19 protein-coding genes are annotated in these 19927 nt (G+C 72.3%); 14 read left to right on the top strand and 5 right to left on the bottom strand.

Features of this window, described 5'->3' with window-relative positions:
• Nucleotides 1-102: 102 nt before the first annotated feature.
• Nucleotides 103-1701 carry an MFS transporter gene (locus tag AC07F3_RS07985; protein ID WP_479111550.1) on the bottom strand — a complete coding sequence of 533 codons (1599 nt, stop codon included), beginning with the start codon at nucleotides 1699-1701 and terminating at the stop codon, nucleotides 103-105.
• 108 nt (nucleotides 1702-1809) lie between these two features.
• On the opposite strand from AC07F3_RS07985, the gene AC07F3_RS07980 reads away from it, so the two are divergent.
• The 7 genes from AC07F3_RS07980 to AC07F3_RS07950 all read left to right on the top strand — a co-directional run bounded on the left by AC07F3_RS07980 (nucleotide 1810) and on the right by AC07F3_RS07950 (nucleotide 9689).
• On the top strand, nucleotides 1810-2493 hold the full coding sequence (locus tag AC07F3_RS07980; protein ID WP_479111548.1) for a TetR family transcriptional regulator: 684 nt from the start codon (nucleotides 1810-1812) through the stop codon (nucleotides 2491-2493).
• Nucleotides 2494-2748: 255 nt separating this feature from the next.
• Nucleotides 2749-3960 carry an alpha/beta hydrolase gene (locus tag AC07F3_RS07975; RefSeq protein WP_479111546.1) on the top strand — a complete coding sequence of 404 codons (1212 nt, stop codon included), beginning with the start codon at nucleotides 2749-2751 and terminating at the stop codon, nucleotides 3958-3960.
• Nucleotides 3961-4077: 117 nt separating this feature from the next.
• Entirely contained in the window at nucleotides 4078-4941 is an 864-nt protein-coding gene (locus tag AC07F3_RS07970; protein ID WP_479111544.1) for a DUF4429 domain-containing protein, read from the top strand.
• A gap of 97 nt (nucleotides 4942-5038) precedes the next feature.
• The gene (locus tag AC07F3_RS07965; RefSeq protein ID WP_479111542.1) at nucleotides 5039-6313 is read left to right on the top strand and encodes a sensor histidine kinase; all 1275 of its coding nucleotides are present in this window, start codon (nucleotides 5039-5041) and stop codon (nucleotides 6311-6313) included.
• 9 nt (nucleotides 6314-6322) lie between these two features.
• Nucleotides 6323-7006: a response regulator gene (locus AC07F3_RS07960; RefSeq protein WP_479111540.1), complete on the top strand. Its 684-nt coding sequence runs from the start codon at nucleotides 6323-6325 to the stop codon at nucleotides 7004-7006.
• A gap of 440 nt (nucleotides 7007-7446) precedes the next feature.
• Complete coding sequence (locus tag AC07F3_RS07955) at nucleotides 7447-8490, top strand: alpha/beta hydrolase (RefSeq protein WP_479111538.1); 1044 nt, start codon at nucleotides 7447-7449, stop codon at nucleotides 8488-8490.
• Complete coding sequence (locus AC07F3_RS07950; protein ID WP_479111536.1) at nucleotides 8487-9689, top strand: acyltransferase family protein; 1203 nt, start codon at nucleotides 8487-8489, stop codon at nucleotides 9687-9689. Before AC07F3_RS07955 ends, AC07F3_RS07950 begins: the two co-directional genes overlap by 4 nt.
• A 17-nt stretch (nucleotides 9690-9706) precedes the next feature.
• On the opposite strand, the gene AC07F3_RS07945 is transcribed toward AC07F3_RS07950, so the two are convergent.
• The gene (locus AC07F3_RS07945) at nucleotides 9707-10735 is read right to left on the bottom strand and encodes an aldo/keto reductase (protein WP_479111534.1); all 1029 of its coding nucleotides are present in this window, start codon (nucleotides 10733-10735) and stop codon (nucleotides 9707-9709) included.
• A 6-nt stretch (nucleotides 10736-10741) separates the two neighbouring features.
• The gene (locus tag AC07F3_RS07940) at nucleotides 10742-11236 is read right to left on the bottom strand and encodes a MerR family transcriptional regulator (protein WP_479111532.1); all 495 of its coding nucleotides are present in this window, start codon (nucleotides 11234-11236) and stop codon (nucleotides 10742-10744) included.
• Between the two features lie 179 nt (nucleotides 11237-11415).
• Here AC07F3_RS07940 and AC07F3_RS07935 point away from each other — a divergent pair, with 179 nt between their 5' ends.
• Nucleotides 11416-12234 (top strand): serine hydrolase domain-containing protein, encoded by an 819-nt coding sequence (locus AC07F3_RS07935; RefSeq protein ID WP_479111530.1) that lies wholly within the window; start codon nucleotides 11416-11418, stop codon nucleotides 12232-12234.
• On the opposite strand, the gene AC07F3_RS07930 is transcribed toward AC07F3_RS07935, so the two are convergent.
• A complete protein-coding gene (locus AC07F3_RS07930) occupies nucleotides 12221-12880 on the bottom strand; it encodes a pirin family protein (RefSeq protein ID WP_479111528.1) in 660 nt (219 codons plus the stop codon). The two genes, AC07F3_RS07935 and AC07F3_RS07930, sit on opposite strands and share 14 nt — an antisense overlap.
• A 59-nt stretch (nucleotides 12881-12939) precedes the next feature.
• Here AC07F3_RS07930 and AC07F3_RS07925 point away from each other — a divergent pair, with 59 nt between their 5' ends.
• From AC07F3_RS07925 to fabF, 5 genes are all read left to right on the top strand, one after another.
• Complete coding sequence (locus AC07F3_RS07925; protein WP_114035463.1) at nucleotides 12940-14136, top strand: PucR family transcriptional regulator; 1197 nt, start codon at nucleotides 12940-12942, stop codon at nucleotides 14134-14136.
• An 89-nt stretch (nucleotides 14137-14225) separates the two neighbouring features.
• Nucleotides 14226-15143 (top strand): ACP S-malonyltransferase, encoded by a 918-nt coding sequence (locus AC07F3_RS07920; protein WP_479111526.1) that lies wholly within the window; start codon nucleotides 14226-14228, stop codon nucleotides 15141-15143.
• Nucleotides 15144-15156: 13 nt separating this feature from the next.
• Entirely contained in the window at nucleotides 15157-16152 is a 996-nt protein-coding gene (locus AC07F3_RS07915) for a beta-ketoacyl-ACP synthase 3 (RefSeq protein WP_479111524.1), read from the top strand.
• A gap of 59 nt (nucleotides 16153-16211) precedes the next feature.
• Entirely contained in the window at nucleotides 16212-16460 is a 249-nt protein-coding gene (locus tag AC07F3_RS07910; RefSeq protein WP_053730594.1) for an acyl carrier protein, read from the top strand.
• A gap of 78 nt (nucleotides 16461-16538) precedes the next feature.
• Nucleotides 16539-17801 (top strand): beta-ketoacyl-ACP synthase II, encoded by a 1263-nt coding sequence (fabF, locus tag AC07F3_RS07905; RefSeq protein WP_479111522.1) that lies wholly within the window; start codon nucleotides 16539-16541, stop codon nucleotides 17799-17801.
• A 73-nt stretch (nucleotides 17802-17874) separates the two neighbouring features.
• Here the strand turns inward: fabF and AC07F3_RS07900 are convergent, their stop codons facing one another.
• Complete coding sequence (locus tag AC07F3_RS07900) at nucleotides 17875-18369, bottom strand: DUF3145 domain-containing protein (protein ID WP_120723681.1); 495 nt, start codon at nucleotides 18367-18369, stop codon at nucleotides 17875-17877.
• Nucleotides 18370-18704: 335 nt separating this feature from the next.
• Between AC07F3_RS07900 and AC07F3_RS07895 the strand changes: the two genes are divergently transcribed.
• Complete coding sequence (locus AC07F3_RS07895; RefSeq protein WP_479111520.1) at nucleotides 18705-19598, top strand: SGNH/GDSL hydrolase family protein; 894 nt, start codon at nucleotides 18705-18707, stop codon at nucleotides 19596-19598.
• The last annotated feature ends 329 nt before the right edge of the window (nucleotides 19599-19927 follow it).

The following is a 19927-nucleotide window of genomic DNA, read 5'->3' as shown; positions in this document are numbered from 1 at the left end:
CCCTTATCCGATGCGGGACTTGGGGCGGGCGGCGTCGCTCGGCGTACGCGACAGCCCTGCCGGGTGGCCCGACAGGGCTGTCGCGTACGGGAGTTGACGGGATCAGATGTGACCCGCGCCCGCGCCCGCCGGTGCGTTCTCGCCGCGCTTGGTGAACAGGGCGACCGCGGCGGCCAGCACCGCGACGATCCCGGCGACGGTGAAGGCGGTGCTCATGCCCGACACGAACGTGTCATGGGCGACCGAGGCGACCTTGGCCGCGATCTCCGGCGGCGTGCCCGGCTGGACCGGGCCCATGCCGACCTCGACCGCCTTGGACAGCCCCGAGGACTGCTCGGGCGACAGCGGCGGCAGCTTGGCCGCGGCCCAGTTGTCCGGGAGCTTGGAGGTGACCTGCGAGGACATCACGGCGCCGAGCACCGCGGTGCCGAGCGAGCCGCCGACCTGCATGCCCGCCTGCTGGAGCCCGCCCGCGACGCCGGACAGCTCGATGGGGGCGTTGCCCACGATGACCTCGGTGGCGCCGACCATGACCGGGGCGAGCCCCAGGCCGAGGAGGGCGAACCAGATCGACATCGTCAGGGTGCCGGTGCCGATGGTCAGCCGGGACATGCCGAACATGGCGACGGCCGTGCAGACCATGCCGCCGACCAGCGGGACCCGCGGGCCGAGCTTGGTGATCAGCACGCCCGCGATCGGCGAGGCCACGATCATCATGCCGGTGAGCGGCAGCAGGTGCAGGCCGCTGTCGACGGCCGACATGCCGTGCACGTTCTGCAGGTAGAAGGTGACGAAGAAGAGCCCGCCCATGAAGGCGAACGCCATCAGGATCATCAGGATCGTGCCCGCCGACAGCGGGACGGAGCGGAACAGGCTGAGCGGGATGAGCGGCTCCCTGACCTTCGTCTCCCAGAAGGCGAAGAGGACGAAGCTGATCACGGCGGCCGCGATGAACCCGAGGGTCCTGCCGCTGCCCCAGCCGTACTCCGAGCCCTTGATGAGCGCCCAGATCATGCAGAACATCGCGACCGAAAGGAGCACGATGCCGAGGATGTCGAACGACCTCGGCGCGTTCTCCGCGCGGTGGTCGAGCAGGATCAGCAGGCCGAGGACGAGCGCGATGGCGCCGACCGGCACGTTGATGAAGAAGACGGACTGCCAGCTGACGTGCTCGACGAGCACGCCGCCCAGGATCGGGCCGCCCGCGGTGGAGGCGCCGATGACCATGCCCCAGATGCCGATCGCCATGTTCAGCTTCTCGGCCGGGAAGGTGGCGCGCAGCAGGCCGAGCGCGGCCGGCATCAACAGCGCGCCGAACAGACCCTGGAGCACACGGAAGGCGATGACGAAGGTGACGCTGTGGGAGAGGCCGATGGCACCCGAGGCGGCGCCGAAGCCGACGACGCCGATGAGGAAGGTCTGGCGGTGCCCGAACCGGTCGCCGAGCTTGCCCGCGGTGATCAGGGAGACGGCCAGGGCCAGCATGTAGCCGTTGGTGATCCATTGGACGTCCTGGAGCGAGGCTCCGAGGTCCTTCTGGATGGCGGGGTTGGCGATCGCCACGATGGTGCCGTCGAGCGCCACCATCATGACGCCGATGGCCACGGCGAAGAGCGTCAGCCAGGGGTGGCCGCGCAGCCCCCTGACCGGCGCCGGTATCTCGTCCTGTGGCGCCTTTTCGACGGTGGTCTGACTAGTCATGCCATCGAGGCTAATGTCAGCTACTGACAGTTGACAAACCATTTCACAAGTCGGTGGCTGTCACGTCGCTCACAGCTAAGCTGAACGCGCCAGATTGACTGAAAATTGATGGAACTCAAAGGGAAAAGGGTCCTCGAAGTGACGGTGGAGCAGCGCCCGATGGCGCCGGTCGGCGGACTGCGCGAGCGGAAGAAGCAGCGCACCCGCGACGCGCTGCTGCGGGTGGCCCTGGAGCTGTTCACCACCAAGGGGTACGAGCAGACGACCGTGGACGAGATCGCGGACGCGGTCGACGTGTCGCAGCGCACCTTCTTCCGCTACTTCGCCAACAAGGAGGCCGTGGTCTTCGCGGCCCAGGACACCATCGAGTCGCACTTCGTGGACGCGCTGCGCGAACGGCCGCCCGCCGAGGGCCCGTTCACCGCCATGCGCAGGGCCGCGCTGTCGGCCTGGGACACCATCGAGGAGCTCCTGTCCCCCGTGGTGCCGGTCGCCCTCTACATGCGGACGTACCAGGTGATCGAGTCGACACCGGCGCTGCTCGCCGTTCATCTGCGCCGCTCGGCGGAGCTGGAGGAGCAGGTCGCGCGGCTCATCGCCGAGCGCGAGGGCCTCGACGTGGACGCCGACCCGCGGCCCCGGGTGGCGGTGGCGGCCTTCACCGGCGTGATGCGGGTGGCGGGCGGCCAGTGGGGGCAGCGCAAGGACCCGAGCGTGGCCGCGATCCGCGACCTGACCGCGAACTACCTGGACCACCTCGGCCCCGCCCTGGCCGACGACTGGCGCGAGTGAGCCACGCCGAGGGCGCCGGGTCCGACGGGGGCGCACCGGGGCGCCTGCGGGCCGGGCGGCCCGCCGGGGCGCGGCGAGGCCGGAGACCGCACACCGGGACCCGCTCCGGATGCGTGTCCGAACCGCGCCCGACCGTGTCCGGGCCGCACGGAGCGTGCGCCCGCGCGCGCTCTTCGTGAGACCACTCCCCGCTCAAACGTGATCTGAGTCACTGTCAGCCCAGTGGACCTCCAGGGTCTCCTACTGTGGTCCGCAGTGACTTCCTTCGACTCCTCCCCCACGCTCAACGTCTGGCGCGCGCTGCTCGCGCTCGCCGTCGTGTTCGTCATGCTCGCGACCTCCGGCTGGACGGCGATCCGCGGCCACGCGGCCGACTCCGAGCCGCGCGCGGCATCCCTGGCCGCCTGGGCCCGGGGCACCCTGGACGGCCACAAGCTGCCCAAGGCGGACTCCGCCCCCCAGCAGCTCGCGCACTTCTTCGGCTCGCTCACCGCCTCCCAGCGGGGCGAGCTCGCCGACCGCTATCCGCTGGTCGTGGGCAACATGAACGGCGCCCCCGTGCCCCTGCGCTATCAGGCCAACCGGGTGGCGCTCGGCGAGGCCCGCGCGGTCGAGGGGAAACGCATGGTCGACACCCGGCTCACCGCCGACGGCCGCCTGGACGCGGGCCGCCGGATGCACCGGTTCGAGTCCCTGCTCGACGACGGCCGCCAGATCCTCGCCTTCGACCCCTCCGACACCGGCCGGGTCGCGGAGGTCTTCGGTGATCTGGACCACGCCCAGCGGGTGTCGGTGATCGTGCCCGGAGTCGACACCGACGTCCTGACCTTCGAGAAGTCCAACCGCAAGAACACCGCCCCGGTCGGCATGGCCGAGTCGCTGTACGCGGCCGAGCGGGCGGCCGCCCCGGACACCCGGACCGCCGTGATCGCCTGGGCCGACTACACCGCGCCCGCCGGGCTCGGCATGGATGCGGCCATCGGCAAACTGGCCGAGGACGGTGCCGTACGGCTGTCCGCCATGGTGCGCGCGCTGCCCGGCAGCTCCTCGGTCGAGCTGTTCTGCCACAGCTACGGCTCGGTGGTGTGCGGGGTCTCCACGCGCGAACTGCCGCGCCGGGTCAGCGACATCGCGGTGGCCGGCAGCCCCGGCATGCGGGTGCGCAACGCCGCCCAGCTGGACACCTCGGCGCGGGTCTGGGCCATGCGGGACAGGGACGACTGGATCCAGGACGTGCCGTACCTCGACGTCGCGGGCCTCGGCCACGGCGCCGACCCGGTCTCGGCGGCCTTCGGCGCGCGGGTGCTCTCGGCGGCCGGGGCCATCGGCCACACCGGTTATTTCGAGCCGGGCACCAAGAGCCTCGCCAACTTCGCGGCCATCGGAGTTGGCGCATACCAGACGGTCGGCTGTGCCGACGGCAGCGCCGTGTGCGGCAGCGGAATTTCCGATCGGTCGGCGGCTTGACGCAGACTCCGGCGGGCTGACACGCGTAGACGCCGCGTGATCGCCGGAGCAGCCGCTCCCGGACGGGGTTCCCTCCGAGGGGGGACGCGCGGGCGTGCGCCGCCTACGATGAGGCGCATGGGTGATGTGCTGGCCGGAATTCATGCCACCTGGGAGTTCGGGTCCGACTCCGTGCTCATCCGCTTCGAACGGGGGATCCGCGCGCCGAAGCTGTTCCAGGCGCTGCGCGAACGACGCATCCCCTACGAGGCGTTGGAGTCGGTGACGCTGTCCCAGGGCAAACGCGGCACGGTGGTGCTGCACGCGGTGCCGAGACCGGGCGCCGATCCACTGATGGACGTCGCGGCGGGTCAGCTGAAGGAGTCCTGCGACCCCTACCGCCTGGTGCTTCCGGCCGAGCGCGAGACGCTCGCCGAGTACTACGCGGACGAACTGCGCGACGCCCTGGTACCGCTCGCCTCGCAACCCGCCGACCGCCATCTGGTGGCGGCCCCCGAGGCCCCGCTGAACTTCAAGGCGTACGACGCCAAGGCCGCCTTCGACGGGCACCAGGTCACCTTCCGCTGGTTCTGGACGGGCGCGTCCTCGGAGAAGTGGAAGGCCGGCGACCAGACCTTTCCGCTGGCCGCGCTGAGCGGCGTCGAGTGGCGCTCCCCCGAGGCCTTCAACGGCTACCTGCGCCTGCTGCGCCGCGAGGGCGACGACGCCGCCCCGGCCGACCTCGACCCGGCGGCCGTGGTCTTCGGCCTCGGCTACGGCCCGGTGCACGAGTCGCTGCCGTTCGCGGCGGCGGTCCTCGCGGCGGTACGCGGCACGGCCGGGGTCTCCATCCCGCACCAGCCGGTCCCGGTCGCGGCGGGGCGGCGCGATCCCGCCGACATCGCGGAAAGGATCCGCCACCTCGGCGACCTGCACCAGGCGGGACTGGTCACCGACGACGAGTTCAGCGCCAAGAAGGCGGAGCTGCTGGCCGAGCTGTAGCGGGCGCGGCGCCGCCGGACCGATACCCAGGTGCGAGACCCGGCTGGCACCCCGGTATGACGCCTCGCGGCCCGATCCTGCCTACGCTGGCCGGGCCATGAAGATCGCACCCGCCTCCCGAAGGGCCCTCGCCCTGTTGCGGCCCCCCGCCGAAGCCGCCCGGCCCCTGTTCTGGCAGGCGCCCAAGCGCTGGCAGCGGTGGAGTCCGTACGTCGTCACCGGCGTCTTCGTGCTGGTGCTGCTGCCGGTCACCATCGCCGTGCTCGCCAACGACTACCGGCTGGGCGGCGGCTGGGCCGGGGCGCTCGGGGTGGCCCAGACGGTGCCGCTGCTGCTCGCCGTGACCCGCCCGCTTCCGGCCTGGCTGATCGTCTTCGGCGCCGACGTGCTCGGCGCGCTGGTGCTGTTCCACGGCGAGACGACCGGGCGCTCCTGGCCGTGGACGCCGACGGTGATCGTCGGCCACCTGGTCCTCATGGTCTGTCTCGGGCTGCGCGAGACGACCCGCACGCTCGTCGTGGTGTGGCTGGTGACGGGCGCGGCCAGTGTGGCGCTGGGCGCCTTCCCGCCGCACGGCTCCAGCAGCACCTACGTCCTGCTGTTCGTGCTCTCCGGCGTGGTGCTGGCCTTCGCGGGCGCGGTACGCACCCGCGCGGAGGCCGAGCGGCGGGTCGCCGAGCAGGAGACCATCAGCGAGGCCGAGCGCGCCCAGCGCACCCTCCTGGAGGAACGCGCCCGGATCGCGCGCGAGCTGCACGACGTGGTGGCCCACCACATGTCGGTGATCACCGTGCAGGCCGACTCGGCGCCCTACCGGCTGACCGGACTCGACGACGCGGCCCGCGGGGAGTTCGAGTCCATCGCGTCCAGCGCCCGGGAGTCGCTCAGCGAGATGCGCCGACTGCTCGCGGTGCTGCGCAGCGACGGCAGCGGCGAGGGCGGCGAGCGCGCGCCCCAGCCCGGCGTGGACCGCCTTCAGCAGCTCGTCGAGGCGACCGTACGCGCGGGGCTGCCGGTCCGGCTCTCGCTCTCCGCGGAGCTGCCCGCGCTGCCGCCCGCGGTCGATCTGTCGGCGTACCGGATCGTGCAGGAGGCGCTCGCCAACGTCGTGCGGCACGCGCCGGGCGCCACCACCCGCGTCTCCGTCACGGGTGACGGCCGGCACCTGACGGTGGTCGTCGTCAACGGCCCGGCGGCGGGCCGCACTTCGCCGCTGGAGGGGTCCGGCACCGGTCACGGCCTGGTCGGCATGCGCGAACGCGTACGGTTGACCGGCGGGTCGCTGGACACCGGGCCGCTGCCGGACGGCGGCTTCCGGGTGGCCGCACGGCTGCCCCTCGACCCCGCATCCGCACCCGAACTCCCCCTCTGAGGACACCAGTTGACCATCCGCGTGATCATCGTCGACGACCAGGCCATGGTGCGGGCGGGGTTCGCCGCGCTGCTCTCGGCGCAGGCCGACATCGACGTGGTGGGCGAGGCGCCCGACGGCCGCGAGGGGGTCCGGGTGGCCCGCTCGACCCATCCGGACGTGGTCCTCATGGACGTCCGCATGCCGGAGATGGACGGGCTCGCCGCGGCCCGCGAGATCCTGGACCCGCCGGCGGGCGTCGTACACCGCCCGAAGGTGCTCATGCTGACCACCTTCGACGTCGACGACTACGTGTACGAGGCGCTGCGCGCCGGGGCGTCCGGGTTCCTGCTCAAGGACGCGCCTCCGGCCGACCTCATCGGGGCGGTGCGGGTCGTCGCGGCGGGCGAGGCGCTGCTCGCCCCGTCCGTGACGCGCCGCCTCATCGCGGACTTCGCGGCGCAGCGGCCGGCTCCGCGGCGGGGGGCGGAGGCGCTGCGTCTGCACGGGCTCACGCCCCGGGAGAGGGAGGTGCTCGAACTGATCGCGCGGGGGTTGTCGAACCAGGAGATCGCGGGGCGGCTCGTGTTGGCCGAGCAGACGGTGAAGACGCATATCGGGCGGGTGTTGGCGAAGCTCGGGCTGCGGGACCGGGCCCAGGCGGTGATCTTCGCCTACGAATCCGGCGTGGTCCGCCCGGGCGCCCCCGGCTAGCCCCATCCCCCTGGGGCTCCGCCCCAGCCCCGGAGAGCCCCCACCCCGCCCCTTCCCGCTGTGACACTCTGCGGCTCCGCCGCGTGGCCTCCGGGGGATCACGCTCAGCTGCGGACCGTGCTCGCTTCTCGCGCAGTTCCCCGCGCCCCTAACAGCACTGGTGCTGGTCAGCGTCAGCATCTTCAGCCCGTCCGGCGTTTGAGGACGAGCGCCGTTCAGGCGCGAACGGGGGTCTGGGGGCGAAGCCCCCAGGGTCCTTCAACCCCCGGAGGGTCTCGGGAAGGGGCGGGGTGGGGAAGAGTGGCCTTCGGCCGTCCCCGGCTCACCCACCCCCTACCCAGGTAGCACCTCCCACCTGGCCCCCCGGGGTGACGCCCCGCGCCCCACCTCCTCCCTACCTTCCCCCTCGTCGAGGGACAAGGACGAGGAGAGGGAATCGCATGCGCCGGTTCAGAAGGGCGTTGATCGCTTCCGCGTTGACCGTCACGGTCGTCGCGGGAACGGCGGGGTGGGCGACGGCCGGCGCGCAGCAGGCCGTCACGGGGCCGCCGCCCGGCTCCGCGGCGTGGCGGGCGGACACCGTGCTCGGGCGCCCCCTGCCCGACCCGGCGAGCGCGACACCCCGCGAAGTCGCCCTGTTCTTCGCGGGGTTGAGCGAGCGGGAGCGGCAGACCCTGGCCCGCCGGCACCCCGAGGTCGTCGGAAACCTGGACGGCGCCCCCGTACACCTGCGGTACGAGGCCAACCGGCGCGCCGTGGCCGACACCCACGACCCCCGCTTCGCGCGGCTCGCCGAGCCAGGTCGCCAGATCCTCGCCTTCGATCCGCGCGGACGCGGTCAAGTGGCGCAGGTGTACGGCGAGTTGGACCGGGCCGCCCATGTGGCCGTCGTCGTGCCCGGGTCCGACATCGACGCGGGCACCTTCGACCGCCCGACCGACCCGTACGGCACCCCCGCCGGCATGGCCTCGGCGCTGCGGGGCGCGACCCGCGACGCGACCGCCGTGATCGCGTGGGCCGGGTACACCACCCCGGTCGGCGTGGGCCTCGACGCCGCCACCGGGAAGCTCGCCGAGGCCGGGGCCGAGCGGCTGACCCGGCTCACCGAGGGGCTCGACGCGGTCGGCGCGCCCGACCCGGCGCTGTTCTGCCACAGCTACGGATCGGTCGTGTGCGGGCTCGCGGCCCGGGACACCGACGCCTCGGACATCGTGGCGCTCGGCTCCCCCGGCATGCGCGCCGACACCGTTGCCGACCTGGACACCGAGGCCCGCGTATGGGCCGCGAAGGACCCCTCCGACTGGATCGACGACGTACCGCACGTCGAGTTCGCGGGGCTCGGCCACGGCGCCGACCCCACCGACCCGTCCTTCGGCGCGCGCCGGGTGCCCGCCGGGGACGCCCGGGGTCACACCGGCTACTTCGCCCCCGGCACCCGATCCCTCGCGGCGTTCGCCGCCATCGCCACAGGAGAGGCCCGATGAGTGCGCTCGCCCAGGCCGTCGCGGACATCGAGCGACGCACCCCCGCCCACCGCGACCGCGCGATCGACGGGCTGCGCGCCCTCGCGCTGCTCGCCGTGCCGACCGGGCACTGGCTGCTCGGCGGCTTCACCCGCGACGACGCGGGCGCGCTGCACAACGCGAGCCCGCTGTCCTCCTTCGCCGCGTTCGCCCCGGCCAGTTGGATCCTGCAACTGCTCGGGATCTTCTTCCTGGTCGGCGGCTACGCCTCGGTGCTGTCCTTCCACCGCAGGAAGGGGTCGACCGGCCAGTGGCTGAAGGGGCGGATCGCCCGGCTCGGGCGGCCCGTGCTCGGCGTCACCGCCGTCTGGGCCGCGATGATCCCCGTCCTGTACGCCCTCGGCGTCCCGCACGACACGCTGCGCACCGGGTCGACGCTGGTGATCCAGCCCCTGTGGTTCGTCGGCGTGTACGTCGCCGTCACCGCGCTCACGCCGTACTGCGTGCGGGCGGCGCGGCGGCTCGGCGGGTGGGCCGCGGCGCCCCTGATCGGCGTCGTCGCCCTCGTGGACTTCCTGCGCTACGGGCCGTACGCCGATGCCGTGCCGTCCTGGCTCTCGCTGGTCAACATCCTGCCGGGCTGGATGTTCGCGTACCAACTCGGCGTCTCCTGGGGCGAGAAGAGGATCGGCCGCAGGGGCGCGTGGCTGCTGCTCGGCGGCGGGACGGTGCTGTTCGCCGCGCTGCTCGTCCTGTTCCACTACCCGGAGTCCATGGTCGGCGTGCCCGGCGAGGCGCGGACGAACTCGCATCCGCCGTCGCTGCTGGTGCTCGCGCTCGCCGCGGCGCAGTCCGGCGCCGCGATCCTGCTGCGGGACCGGATCGCCGACCGGCTGAGGCGGCCCGCGCTGTGGGCGCCGGTCGTGGTCGTCAACCTGTCCGCGATGACCATCCTGTGCTGGCACCAGACGGCGATGCTCGCGGCCGCCGTACCGGCCTCCTTCGCGGGGCGGGTGCCGGGCCTGACCACCGCGCCCGACACCCTGGCCTGGATCGGTGAACGGCTCGCCTGGATGCCGGTGTTCGCGGTGCTGCTCGTGGTGATCGCCCGCTACGCGCGGGGCTTCGAGGCCCCCTGGGCCGGGGCGACGAAGGCCCGCCGGGCAGCGGCGGGGCTGCTCGCGGCGGGCTTCGCGGTGTTCGCCCTGGGGCTCGCGTGACGTACCGCTCGCGCGGCCTACTGCTCGCGGGCCGCCGAGGTGGACGACATGTCCGGGTAGCGGTCGCCCGCGACCTGCCCGGCGATGGGCTCCAAAAGCGCCAGTTCCTCGGCGCTCAGCGTGATGCGCGTCGCCCCGGTGTTCTCCAGGAGGCGGCTGCGCTTGCGGGTGCCCGGGATCGGGACGACGGTCAGGCCGTGCACCTGGGCCCGCTGCTGGACCCAGGCGAGCGCGATCTGCGCGGTCGTCGCGCCGTGCGCGGCGGCGATCTTGTGCAGGGGCTCCAGGAGGGCCGCGTTGGTCACGGCGTTGTCCCCGGTGAATCGGGGCTGGAACCGGCGGAAGTCGCCGCCGGACAGGTCCTTGCCCGCGTCCGCGAACGCCCCGGTGAGGAAGCCGCGGCCGAGCGGCGAGTACGGCACGAACGTCACGCCGAGCTCGGCGGCGGCCGGTACGGCGCTGCGCTCGACGTCGCGGCTGAAGACCGACCACTCCGACTGGAGGGCGGCGATCGGGTGCACGGCGTGGGCCTCGCGCAGCTCGGCGCCGGTGACCTCGCTCAGGCCCAGGTGCCTGACCTTGCCCTCGCGGACCAGCTCGGCCATCGCGCCGACCGACTCGGCGAGCGGCACCTGCGGGTCGCGGCGGTGCATGTAGTAGAGGTCGATGACCTCGATGTCCAGGCGGCGCAGGCTCGCCTCGACGGCCTTCCTGATGTAGGCGGGGCTGTTGTTGATGCCCCGGTGGTGCGGGTCGTCCGCGCGGCGCTCGATGGCGAACTTGGTGGCCAGGGTCACCTCGTCGCGGTGCGCGGCGAGGAACGGGGCGAGGAACTCCTCGTTGGCGCCGGAGCCGTACACGTCGGCGGTGTCGATGAGCGTGACACCGGCCTCGACGGTGGCCTCCAGGGTGTCGCGGGCGGCACTCTCGTCGGTGTCGCCGTAGAACTCGCTGATGCCCATGGCGCCGAAGCCCTGGACGCCGATCTCCGGTCCTTCGGTGCCGAGCCGTACGGTGCTGATCTTCTCAAGGGGGCTGTTGCTCATGGGGGTTCAGGCCCTTTCCGACGCCGGGGAGGCGTCCGCTTCGGACGCCCTGCGGGCGCCCGCGTAAAAGTCGATCTTGTAGTCGAGTACGGCGAGCGTGTCCTGGAGCTCCGCCATGCGCGCGATGACGTCGCGCCGGGTCTGCTCCAGGAGCTCCTGGCGCGCCTCGAAGGTCTGCTCCCCCTCGCGGACGAGCTCGGCGTAGCGGACCATGTCGGCGACCGGCATGCCGGTCAGCCGGAGCTTGCCGACGAAGGCGAGCCAGTCCAGGTCCTTGTTGCTGAACCGGCGCTGCCCGGTGTGCGAGCGGTCGACGTGCGGCATGAGACCGATCCGCTCGTACCAGCGCAGGGTGTGCGCGGTGAGCCCGGTGCACGCCACGACCTCGCTGATCGTGTAGCGGTCCTGGCCGTCGGGGCGCGGGTGGGGCGGCTCCGTCGCGCAGAGGCCCCGCCGGACCCGCGCCGCCACCTTCACCGCCGTGCTGTCGATCACCGTCATGACCTCCACGCTAGAACCTTGGAGTGCACTCCAAGCAAGCGAATTCCGTGACGTGTTTCGTGCCGCGCCCGGCGCGCGTCGCGGGCCCGGTCCCACCGGACACCGTCCGGGCGTTCCCGGCGACCCGGCGGGTACGGCCGGGGTCTTCACCCCGCGGAGCGCCGACTAGGCTCGTACGCATGGAGAGCCTGCGGATCATCGAGACCTGGCCCGTACCGACCGCCGCGGCGGCCGTGGTGCGCGCCGACGGAACGCTTGCCGGCACCCACGGGCCGGTGTCCCACCGGTTCCCGCTGGCCTCCGTCACCAAGCCGCTGGCAGCGTACGCGGCCCTCGTCGCGTACGAGGAGGGGGCGATCGAGCTCGACGAGCCGGCCGGGCCCCCCGGCGCGACCGTGCGGCACCTGCTCGCGCACACCTCGGGGCTCGCCTTCGACGAGCACCGGGTGATGGCGCCGCCCGGTGAGCGCAGGCTGTACTCCAACGCCGGGTTCGAGGTGCTCGGCGACCACATCGCGAAGCAGTCGGGCATCCCCTTCGCCGACTATGTGCACCAGGCCGTGTTCGAGCCGCTCGGAATGGCGTCCACCACCCTCGACGGCTCGCCCGCCAAGGACGGCGTCTCCAGCGTGGAGGACCTGGTGCGGTTCGCGGCGGAGGTGCAGGCGCCGCAGCTGCTCCACCCGGCCACGGTCGCCGAGGCGATGCACGTGCAGTACCCGGGCCTCAAGGGCGTGCTGCCCGGCTACGGCCACCAGAACCCCAACGACTGGGGCCTCGGCTTCGAGATCCGCGGCGCCAAGTCCCCTCACTGGACGGGCAGTTCGTCCTCGCCCCGCACGTTCGGCCACTTCGGCCAGTCCGGCACGTTCCTGTGGATCGACCCGGACGCGGGCCTGGCCTGCGTCGCCCTGACGGACCGCGCGTTCGGCCCCTGGGCGGCCGAGGTGTGGCCCGCCTTCACGGACTCCGTGCTGGCCGGGTTCACACGGAGCTGAGCTCCCAGAACAGCACCTCGGCGTCCTCGTCGGCCGTCAGCTCCAGCCCCAGCGCCGCGGTGACCCGCGCCGAGTCGCCCGGCCCGAGCCGCTCCCCGGCGAGCCGCACCCGGCCGCGCACGACGTGCGCGTACACGCCCGGCGCGTCCGGGACGGCGGTGCGCTCCCCGGCCGCGAGGCGGCGGACGTAGAGCATGGCGCCCGCGGGGAGCACCGCGTAGGGCGTGGCGTCCGCGATGCCGCGCACGAGGTCGTACGCGGGTTCACCGCCCGGCTTCTTCGGGGCGAGCCACATCTGGAGGAAGACCAGCGGGGATGGTCCCTCGTTGCGCTCCTCGTGCCGCACGCCGCCCGCCGAGCTCAGGCACTGCACGTCGCCGGGCCGCACCACCGTGGTGCGGCCCGCCGAGTCGCGGTGGGTGAGCTCGCCCTCGATGACCCAGGTGAGGATCTCGGTGTGGCTGTGCGGGTGCTCGTCGAAGCCCGCCCCGGGCGCGAGCCGCTCCTCGTTGCACGCGAGCACCGGCCCGAAGCGGAGGTTGTCCGGATCGTAGAACCGCCCGAAGGAGAAGGCGTGCAGGGACTCGATACCCGCACCCGGGTCCCCGCCTCGGTAGCGCTCGTCGCCGCGCCTGACAGAAATCACGCCCACCACCGTAGACCCGGCCCGGCGGGGAGCGATCCCGATAAGGCAGTCTTGTCCCCGTGCCAGCACCCGATCCCGTACACCCCGCGAAGAATGCCCATCCGCATGCCGCGACCCTGAAGCGTCTTGAGCAGTCCTCGGGGCGGCTCGCAGCGAACGCCATCGCCCGCATGGACGCGACGCTGCCGTGGTACCGGGCGATGCCGCCGGAGAACCGGTCGTGGATCGGTCTGGTCGCCCAGGCCGGCATCGCGGCCTTCACCGAGTGGTTCCGGCATCCCGAGACGCCCCAGGCGATCTCGACCGACGTCTTCGGCACGGCCCCGCGCGAACTGACGCGGGCCATCACGCTGCGCCAGACCGTCGAGATGGTGCGCACCACCATCGAGGTCATGGAGACCGCGATCGAGGAGGTCGCGGCGCCGGGCGACGAGTCCATCCTGCGCGAGGCACTGCTCGTGTACGCCCGGGAGATCGCCTTCGCGACGGCCCAGGTGTACGCGCAGGCCGCCGAGGCGCGCGGCGCCTGGGACGCGCGGCTCGAATCCCTGGTCGTCAACGCGGTGCTCTCCGGCGAGGCGGACGAGGGTGCCGTGTCCCGGGCAGCGGCGCTCGGCTGGAACTCGCCGGAGCACGTCTGCGTGGTCCTCGGTACGGCGCCGGACGGCGACAGCGAGCTCACCGTGGAGGCGATCCGGCGGGCCGCGCGGCACGCCAAGCTCCAGGTGCTCACCGGGGTGCTCGGTGACCGCCTGGTCGTCATCGCGGGCGGCAGCGACAACCCGCTCCACGTGGCGAAGGGCCTGATCGGGCCCTATGCCGCGGGCCCCGTCGTCGCGGGCCCCATCGTCCCCGACCTGCTGGCCGCGACCCGGTCCGCGCAGGCCGCGGCGGCCGGCCTGAAGGCGTGCTCGGCCTGGCAGGACGCCCCGCGCCCGGTGCTCGCGGACGATCTGCTGCCGGAGCGGGCGATCGCCTCCGATCCTGCCGCGCGCGAGCAGTTGGTGGAGGAGATCTACAGACCGCTGGAGGAGGCCGGGTCCGCGCTCCTGGAAACCTTGAGCGTTTATCTGGAGCAGGCGAGCAGCCTGGAGGGCGCGGCCCGGATGCTCTTCGTCCACCCCAATACCGTTCGCTACCGGCTCCGACGTGTGACGGACGTCACCGGGTGGTCACCGTCCGATGTGCGCTCCGCGTTCACGCTGCGGATCGCGCTGATCCTGGGGCGTCTGGCCGACGGAGATTCGCAGTCCTAGACTTTTGTCGGACACCCACAATTCCCCCGACGGTTCTTCGTCCCTGTCCCCACGGGCGTGCGGAGCCGTCCACAAGAGAGAGTGTGAGAGTGCTCGTACTCGTCGCTCCCGGCCAAGGCGCTCAGACGCCCGGCTTCCTGACCCCCTGGCTCGACCTTCCCGGCGCTGCCGACCGGCTCGCCGCGTGGTCGGACGCCATCGGTCTTGACCTCGTCCACTACGGCACGCAGGCGGACGCCGACGCGATCCGCGACACCGCCGTGGCCCAGCCCCTGCTGGTCGCCGCGGGTCTGCTGTCCGCAGCGGCCCTGGGTGAGGTCTCCCCCGGCGCCGTCGCCGGGCACAGCGTCGGTGAGATCACCGCCACCGCGTTCGCGGGCGTCCTGTCCGAGGAGGCCGCGCTCGGCTTCGTGCGCAAGCGGGGCCTGGGCATGGCCGAGGCCGCCGCCGTCACGCCGACCGGCATGGCCGCGCTGCTCGGCGGCGAGCCCGAGGACGTGCTGCCGCACCTGGAGAAGCTGGGCCTGACCCCGGCGAACGTGAACGGCGCGGGCCAGATCGTGGCCGCCGGCACCGCCGAGCAGCTCGCCGCCCTGGAGGCCGACAAGCCCGAGGGCGTGCGCCGCGTGGTGGCCCTGAAGGTCGCCGGCGCCTTCCACACCGAGCACATGGCCCCGGCCGTGGCGGCGCTCAAGGAGGCGGCCACGTCCCTGACCGTCGCCGACCCGAGGTTCACGTACGTCTCGAACGCCGACGGCAAGACCGTCGCGTCGGGCCAGGACGTTGTGTCCCGCCTGGTCAACCAGGTCTCCAACCCGGTCCGCTGGGACCTGTGCATGGAGACGTTCAAGGAACTGGGCGCGACGGCGCTGATCGAGCTGTGCCCGGGCGGCACCCTGACCGGCCTCGCCAAGCGCGCGATGCCCGGCGTCAAGACCCTCGCCCTGAAGACCCCCGCCGACCTCGACGCGGCTCGTGAGCTCATCGCCGAGCATGCATCCGCCTAAGGAGCCGAGAGCCATGTCGAAGATCCGGCCCAGCAAGGGCGCCCCGTACGCGCGCATCATGGGCGTGGGCGGCTACCGTCCCGTGCGCGTGGTGCCCAACGAGGTGATCCTGGAGACGATCGACTCCTCCGACGAGTGGATCCGCTCGCGTTCCGGCATCGCCACCCGCCACTGGGCCTCCCCCGAGGAGACCGTGGCCGCGATGTCCATCGAGGCCTCGGGCAAGGCGATCGCCGACGCCGGGATCTCCGCCGACCAGATCGGCGGCGTGATCGTCTCGACCGTCTCGCACTTCAAGCAGACCCCGGCCGTGGCGACCGAGATCGCCGACAAGCTCGGCACCGGCAAGGCCGCCGCCTTCGACATCTCCGCCGGCTGCGCGGGCTTCGGCTACGGCCTGACCCTGGCCAAGGGCATGATCGTCGAGGGTTCGGCCCAGTACGTGCTGGTCATCGGCGTGGAGCGGCTCAGCGATCTGACCGACCTCCAGGACCGCGCGACGGCGTTCCTGTTCGGCGACGGCGCGGGCGCGGTCGTGGTGGGCCCCTCCGACGAGCCGGCCATCGGCCCCACCGTCTGGGGTTCCGAGGGCGACAAGTCGGAGACCATCAAGCAGACCGTGCCGTGGACCGAGTACGACAGCTCGGGCAAGTTCCCCGCGATCACGCAGGAGGGCCAGGCGGTCTTCCGCTGGGCCGTGTTCGAGATGGCGAAGGTCGCCCAGCAGGCGCTGGACGCGGCCGGAATCAGCCCGGACGACCTGGACGTCTTCATTCCGCACCAGGCCAACATGCGGATCATCGACTCGATGGTGAAGACTCTCAAACTGCCGGACCACGTCACGGTCGCCCGCGACGTGGAAACCACCGGCAACACCTCGGCCGCCTCGATCCCGCTCGCAATGGAGCGGCTCCTGGCGACCGGACAGGCGAAGAGCGGCGACACCGCGCTCGTCATCGGCTTCGGGGCGGGTCTCGTGTACGCCGCGACGGTCGTTACCCTCCCCTAGGCACTCCGGATCTTCCGGAAGCCCGTAATTCGAAGCATTAACACCGAAGGAGCGCCAACATGGCCGCCACGCAGGAAGAGATCGTCGAGGGTCTCGCCGAGATCGTCAACGAGATCGCTGGTATCCCGGTCGAGGACGTCCAGCTGGACAAGTCCTTCACCGACGACCTGGACGTCGACTCGCTGTCCATGGTCGAGGTCGTCGTCGCCGCCGAAGAGCGCTTCGACGTCAAGATCCCGGACGAGGACGTCAAGAACCTCAAGACCGTTGGCGACGCCGCCAGCTACATCCTGAAGCACCAGGCCTGATTCAGGACCTGAATTCGGGCTGCCACCCAGCGGTGGCGCCGCTGATTCACGTCCCTTACACACGTGGAGAAACTTCCTGTGAGCTCGACCAATCGCACCGTGGTCGTCACCGGTATCGGCGCAACCACACCGCTGGGTGGCGACACCGCCTCGACCTGGGAAGGTCTGCTGGCGGGACGCTCCGGTGTCCGCCCCCTGGAGGGTGAGCGCTTCGCCGAACTGCCGGTCCGGATCGCGGCCCCCGCCGCGGTGGACCCCAGTGAGGTGCTGCCCCGGCCGCTGGCCCGCAAGCTGGACCGCTCGGCGCAGTTCGCGCTGATCGCGGCCAAGGAGGCCTGGGCCGACGCGGGCTTCACCGCCCCGGCGGGCGACGAGGCCGGTGTCACTCCGGAACGGCTCGGCACGGTCATCGCGTCGGGCATCGGCGGTGTCACCACGCTGCTCGACCAGTACGACGTGCTGAAGGAGAAGGGCGTACGCCGCGTCTCCCCGCACACCGTGCCCATGCTCATGCCGAACGGCCCCTCGGCCAACGTCGGCCTTGAGGTGAACGCCCGCGCCGGCGTCCACACCCCCGTCTCCGCCTGCGCCTCGGGCGCCGAGGCCATCGGGTACGCCGTCGAGATGATCCGCACCGGCCGCGCCGACGTCGTGGTCGCGGGCGGCACCGAGGCGGCCATCCACCCGCTGCCCATCGCGGCGTTCGCCAACATGATGGCGATGTCCAAGAACAACGACCACCCCGAGCAGGCCTCGCGCCCCTACGACAAGGCCCGTGACGGCTTCGTCCTGGGCGAGGGCGCCGGCGTGGTGGTCCTGGAGTCCGCCGAGCACGCCGAGAAGCGCGGTGCCCGGGTCTACTGCGAGGTGCTCGGCCAGGGCCTCTCCGCCGACAGCCACCACATCGCGCAGCCCGAGCCGACCGGCCGGGGCGTCGCCGCCGCGGTGCAGAACCTGCTCGACTCGACGGACCTGAAGCCGTCCGAGGTCGTCCACCTCAACGCGCACGCCACCTCGACCCCGCAGGGCGACATCGCCGAGATCAAGGCGCTGCGCAAGGTCCTCGGCGACGACCTGGACCACGTGGCGATCTCCGCGACGAAGTCGATGACCGGCCACCTCCTCGGCGGTGCGGGCGGCATCGAGACCGTCGCCACGGTCCTCGCCCTGTACCACCGCACGGCCCCGCCGACCATCAACGTCGACGAGCTCGACGACGAGATCGACCCGGGCCTGGTGAGCAGCGAGCCGCGCAAGCTCCCCGAGGGTTCGATCTCCGCGATCAACAACTCGTTCGGCTTCGGCGGCCACAACGTGGTGCTGGCGTTCCGCTCGGTCTGAGCGCGCTCCGTACGCGGCTGAGAAGGCCCCGCCGTTCGGTGGGGCCTTTCGCGTACGCGGTGCTGGGTCTGGTTCAGACGACCTGGTGCAGCCAGCGGACGGGGGCGCCCTCTCCGGCGTAGCGGAAGGGCTCCAACTCGTCGTCCCAGGGCTTGCCGAGCAGCTTGGCGATCTCGGCCTCCAGGTCGGTCTCGCCCTGGACGGAACGGGCGAGGGCGGCGCGCAGCCGGTCCTCGGGGATCAGGATGTCGCCGTGGATCCCGGTGACGGCGTGGAAGATGCCGAGGTCGGGCGTGGCGCTGTAGCGCTCGCCCTCCGCCGTGGCGCAGGGCTCGGCCGTGACCTCGAAGCGCAGCAGGTGCCAGCCGCGCAGCGCGGAGGCGAGTTTGGAGGCGGTGCCGGGTTCACCCCGCCAGGAGAACTCGGCTCTCCAGGTGCCGGGCGACGCGGGCTGGCGGATCCAGTCGAGCTGGACGCGCACCCCCAGGACGCCGGCCACAGCCCACTCGACGTGCGGGCAGAGCGCGCGCGGGGCGGAGTGGACGTAGAGAACTCCACGTGTCGTCACCGGGACCTCCAGTGCGGTTCGAGGTTCGCCTTCCCCAGCGGCCTCGCGCCCCTGCCGTTCCCGGTCAGGACAGCACCTGACATTCTGCCCCTGGGTTCAACAGTAAACAGCATCGGGAGCTAATCTCCTGAAAAGGGACAGTATGTGACGTGATGTAATTTACCGGAGCCGTCTGGCGTGGTTCGTCTGGCTGGACGGGCCAAAGCTACCGCGCGGAGCTGTGCCCAGGGTGTCGTAATGTCGGTCGGAGCGCCTTCGAACACCAAGCTTTCACTCGCGAGGACGCCGCGAAAGCCGCGAAAGACCGTTGCCCGCCGCACGGAGGAGGACCCGGGATGCCGGACAGCCGCCGGAGCCGCCGCGTCCGCGCCACCGCCGCCCTGCTCGCGGCGACGGCCCTCGCCCTGACCGCCGGCTGCGAGTCCGGGGGCGGCCGCTCCTCGGCGAGTCCGTCCGCCACGAAGAAGCCCTCGCCGAGCCCTTCCCCCACCTGGGACCGCAGCCCCAAGTCGCTCGCCGCGATCGGCGACTCCATCACCCGCGGCTTCGACGCCTGTACGGTCCTCGCGGACTGCCCGGAGGTCTCCTGGGCGACCGGCAGCGACGCGCAGGTCGACTCGCTCGCGGCCCGCCTGCTCGGCCCCCAGGCTCCCGCCAAGAGCTGGAACTACGCGAAGACCGGCGCCAGGATGGCCGATCTCCCGGCCCAGATGAGCCTGGCCGCGGCCCAGCACCCGGGCCTGGTCACGGTGATGGCCGGAGCCAACGACGCCTGCCGCGACGACGTCGCGGACATGACGCCGGTGAGCACCTTCCGCGCGGAGTTCCAGGCGTCCCTGCGGCAGTTGCGGACGGTGTCCCCGAAGTCCCAGGTGTACGTGTCGAGCGTGCCCGATCTGAAGCGGCTGTGGTCGACCGGGCGGGGCAGCCCGCTGGGCAAGCAGATCTGGAAGCTGGGCATCTGCCGGTCGATGCTGGCCGACGCCGACGACCTGGGCGCGGCCGCGACCGAGCGGCGCGCGGAGGTGTACCGGCGGGTGGTGGCGTACAACGAGGTCCTCAGGGACGTGTGCGCGAAGGACCGCGCCTGTCGCTACGACGGCGGGGCGGTCTTCGACTACCGCTTCGACGGTGACCAGCTGAGTCCCTGGGACTGGTTCCATCCCAGCAAGAACGGGCAGGGCCGCTTGGCGGAGATCGCGTACGGAAAGGTGACGTCGGGGGGCTGACCCGGGGCTCCGCCCCAGACCCCGGAGTCCCCCACCCCGCCCCTTCCCTAGACCCTCCGGGGGTGAGATGTGTGCGGGCCGTCTCCCTGGGGCTCCGCCCCAGACCCCGTATCGCGCGCCGAAAGGGCGCTCGTCCTCAAACGCCGGACAGGCTGAAACACCCGACCAGCCACGCACGGCCCGAGCACGAAAGCGGGTCAGGGGCGCGAGGAACTGCGCGACCAACCACACACGGCCCGAGCACGAAAACGGGTCAGGGGCGCGAGGAACTGCGCGACCAACCACGCACGGTGCGCGGGCGGAGGAGGGGTTGGGGGCGGACCCGCCCG

It is taken from the genome of Streptomyces sp. NPDC045846, assembly GCF_056431605.1.
Note: the sequence above shows the minus strand (reverse complement) of the source record. Positions and strands in the feature narration are given on the sequence as shown.

Coding starts and splice junctions, on each gene's coding strand:
- AC07F3_RS07985 (WP_479111550.1), bottom strand. CDS start 1,701: ATGACTAGTCAGACCACCGTCGAAAAGGCGCCACAGGACGAGATACCG.
- AC07F3_RS07980 (WP_479111548.1), top strand. CDS start 1,810: ATGGAACTCAAAGGGAAAAGGGTCCTCGAAGTGACGGTGGAGCAGCGC.
- AC07F3_RS07970 (WP_479111544.1), top strand. CDS start 4,078: ATGGGTGATGTGCTGGCCGGAATTCATGCCACCTGGGAGTTCGGGTCC.
- AC07F3_RS07965 (WP_479111542.1), top strand. CDS start 5,039: ATGAAGATCGCACCCGCCTCCCGAAGGGCCCTCGCCCTGTTGCGGCCC.
- AC07F3_RS07955 (WP_479111538.1), top strand. CDS start 7,447: ATGCGCCGGTTCAGAAGGGCGTTGATCGCTTCCGCGTTGACCGTCACG.
- AC07F3_RS07950 (WP_479111536.1), top strand. CDS start 8,487: ATGAGTGCGCTCGCCCAGGCCGTCGCGGACATCGAGCGACGCACCCCC.
- AC07F3_RS07945 (WP_479111534.1), bottom strand. CDS start 10,735: ATGAGCAACAGCCCCCTTGAGAAGATCAGCACCGTACGGCTCGGCACC.
- AC07F3_RS07940 (WP_479111532.1), bottom strand. CDS start 11,236: ATGACGGTGATCGACAGCACGGCGGTGAAGGTGGCGGCGCGGGTCCGG.
- AC07F3_RS07935 (WP_479111530.1), top strand. CDS start 11,416: ATGGAGAGCCTGCGGATCATCGAGACCTGGCCCGTACCGACCGCCGCG.
- AC07F3_RS07915 (WP_479111524.1), top strand. CDS start 15,157: ATGTCGAAGATCCGGCCCAGCAAGGGCGCCCCGTACGCGCGCATCATG.
- AC07F3_RS07910 (WP_053730594.1), top strand. CDS start 16,212: ATGGCCGCCACGCAGGAAGAGATCGTCGAGGGTCTCGCCGAGATCGTC.
- AC07F3_RS07895 (WP_479111520.1), top strand. CDS start 18,705: ATGCCGGACAGCCGCCGGAGCCGCCGCGTCCGCGCCACCGCCGCCCTG.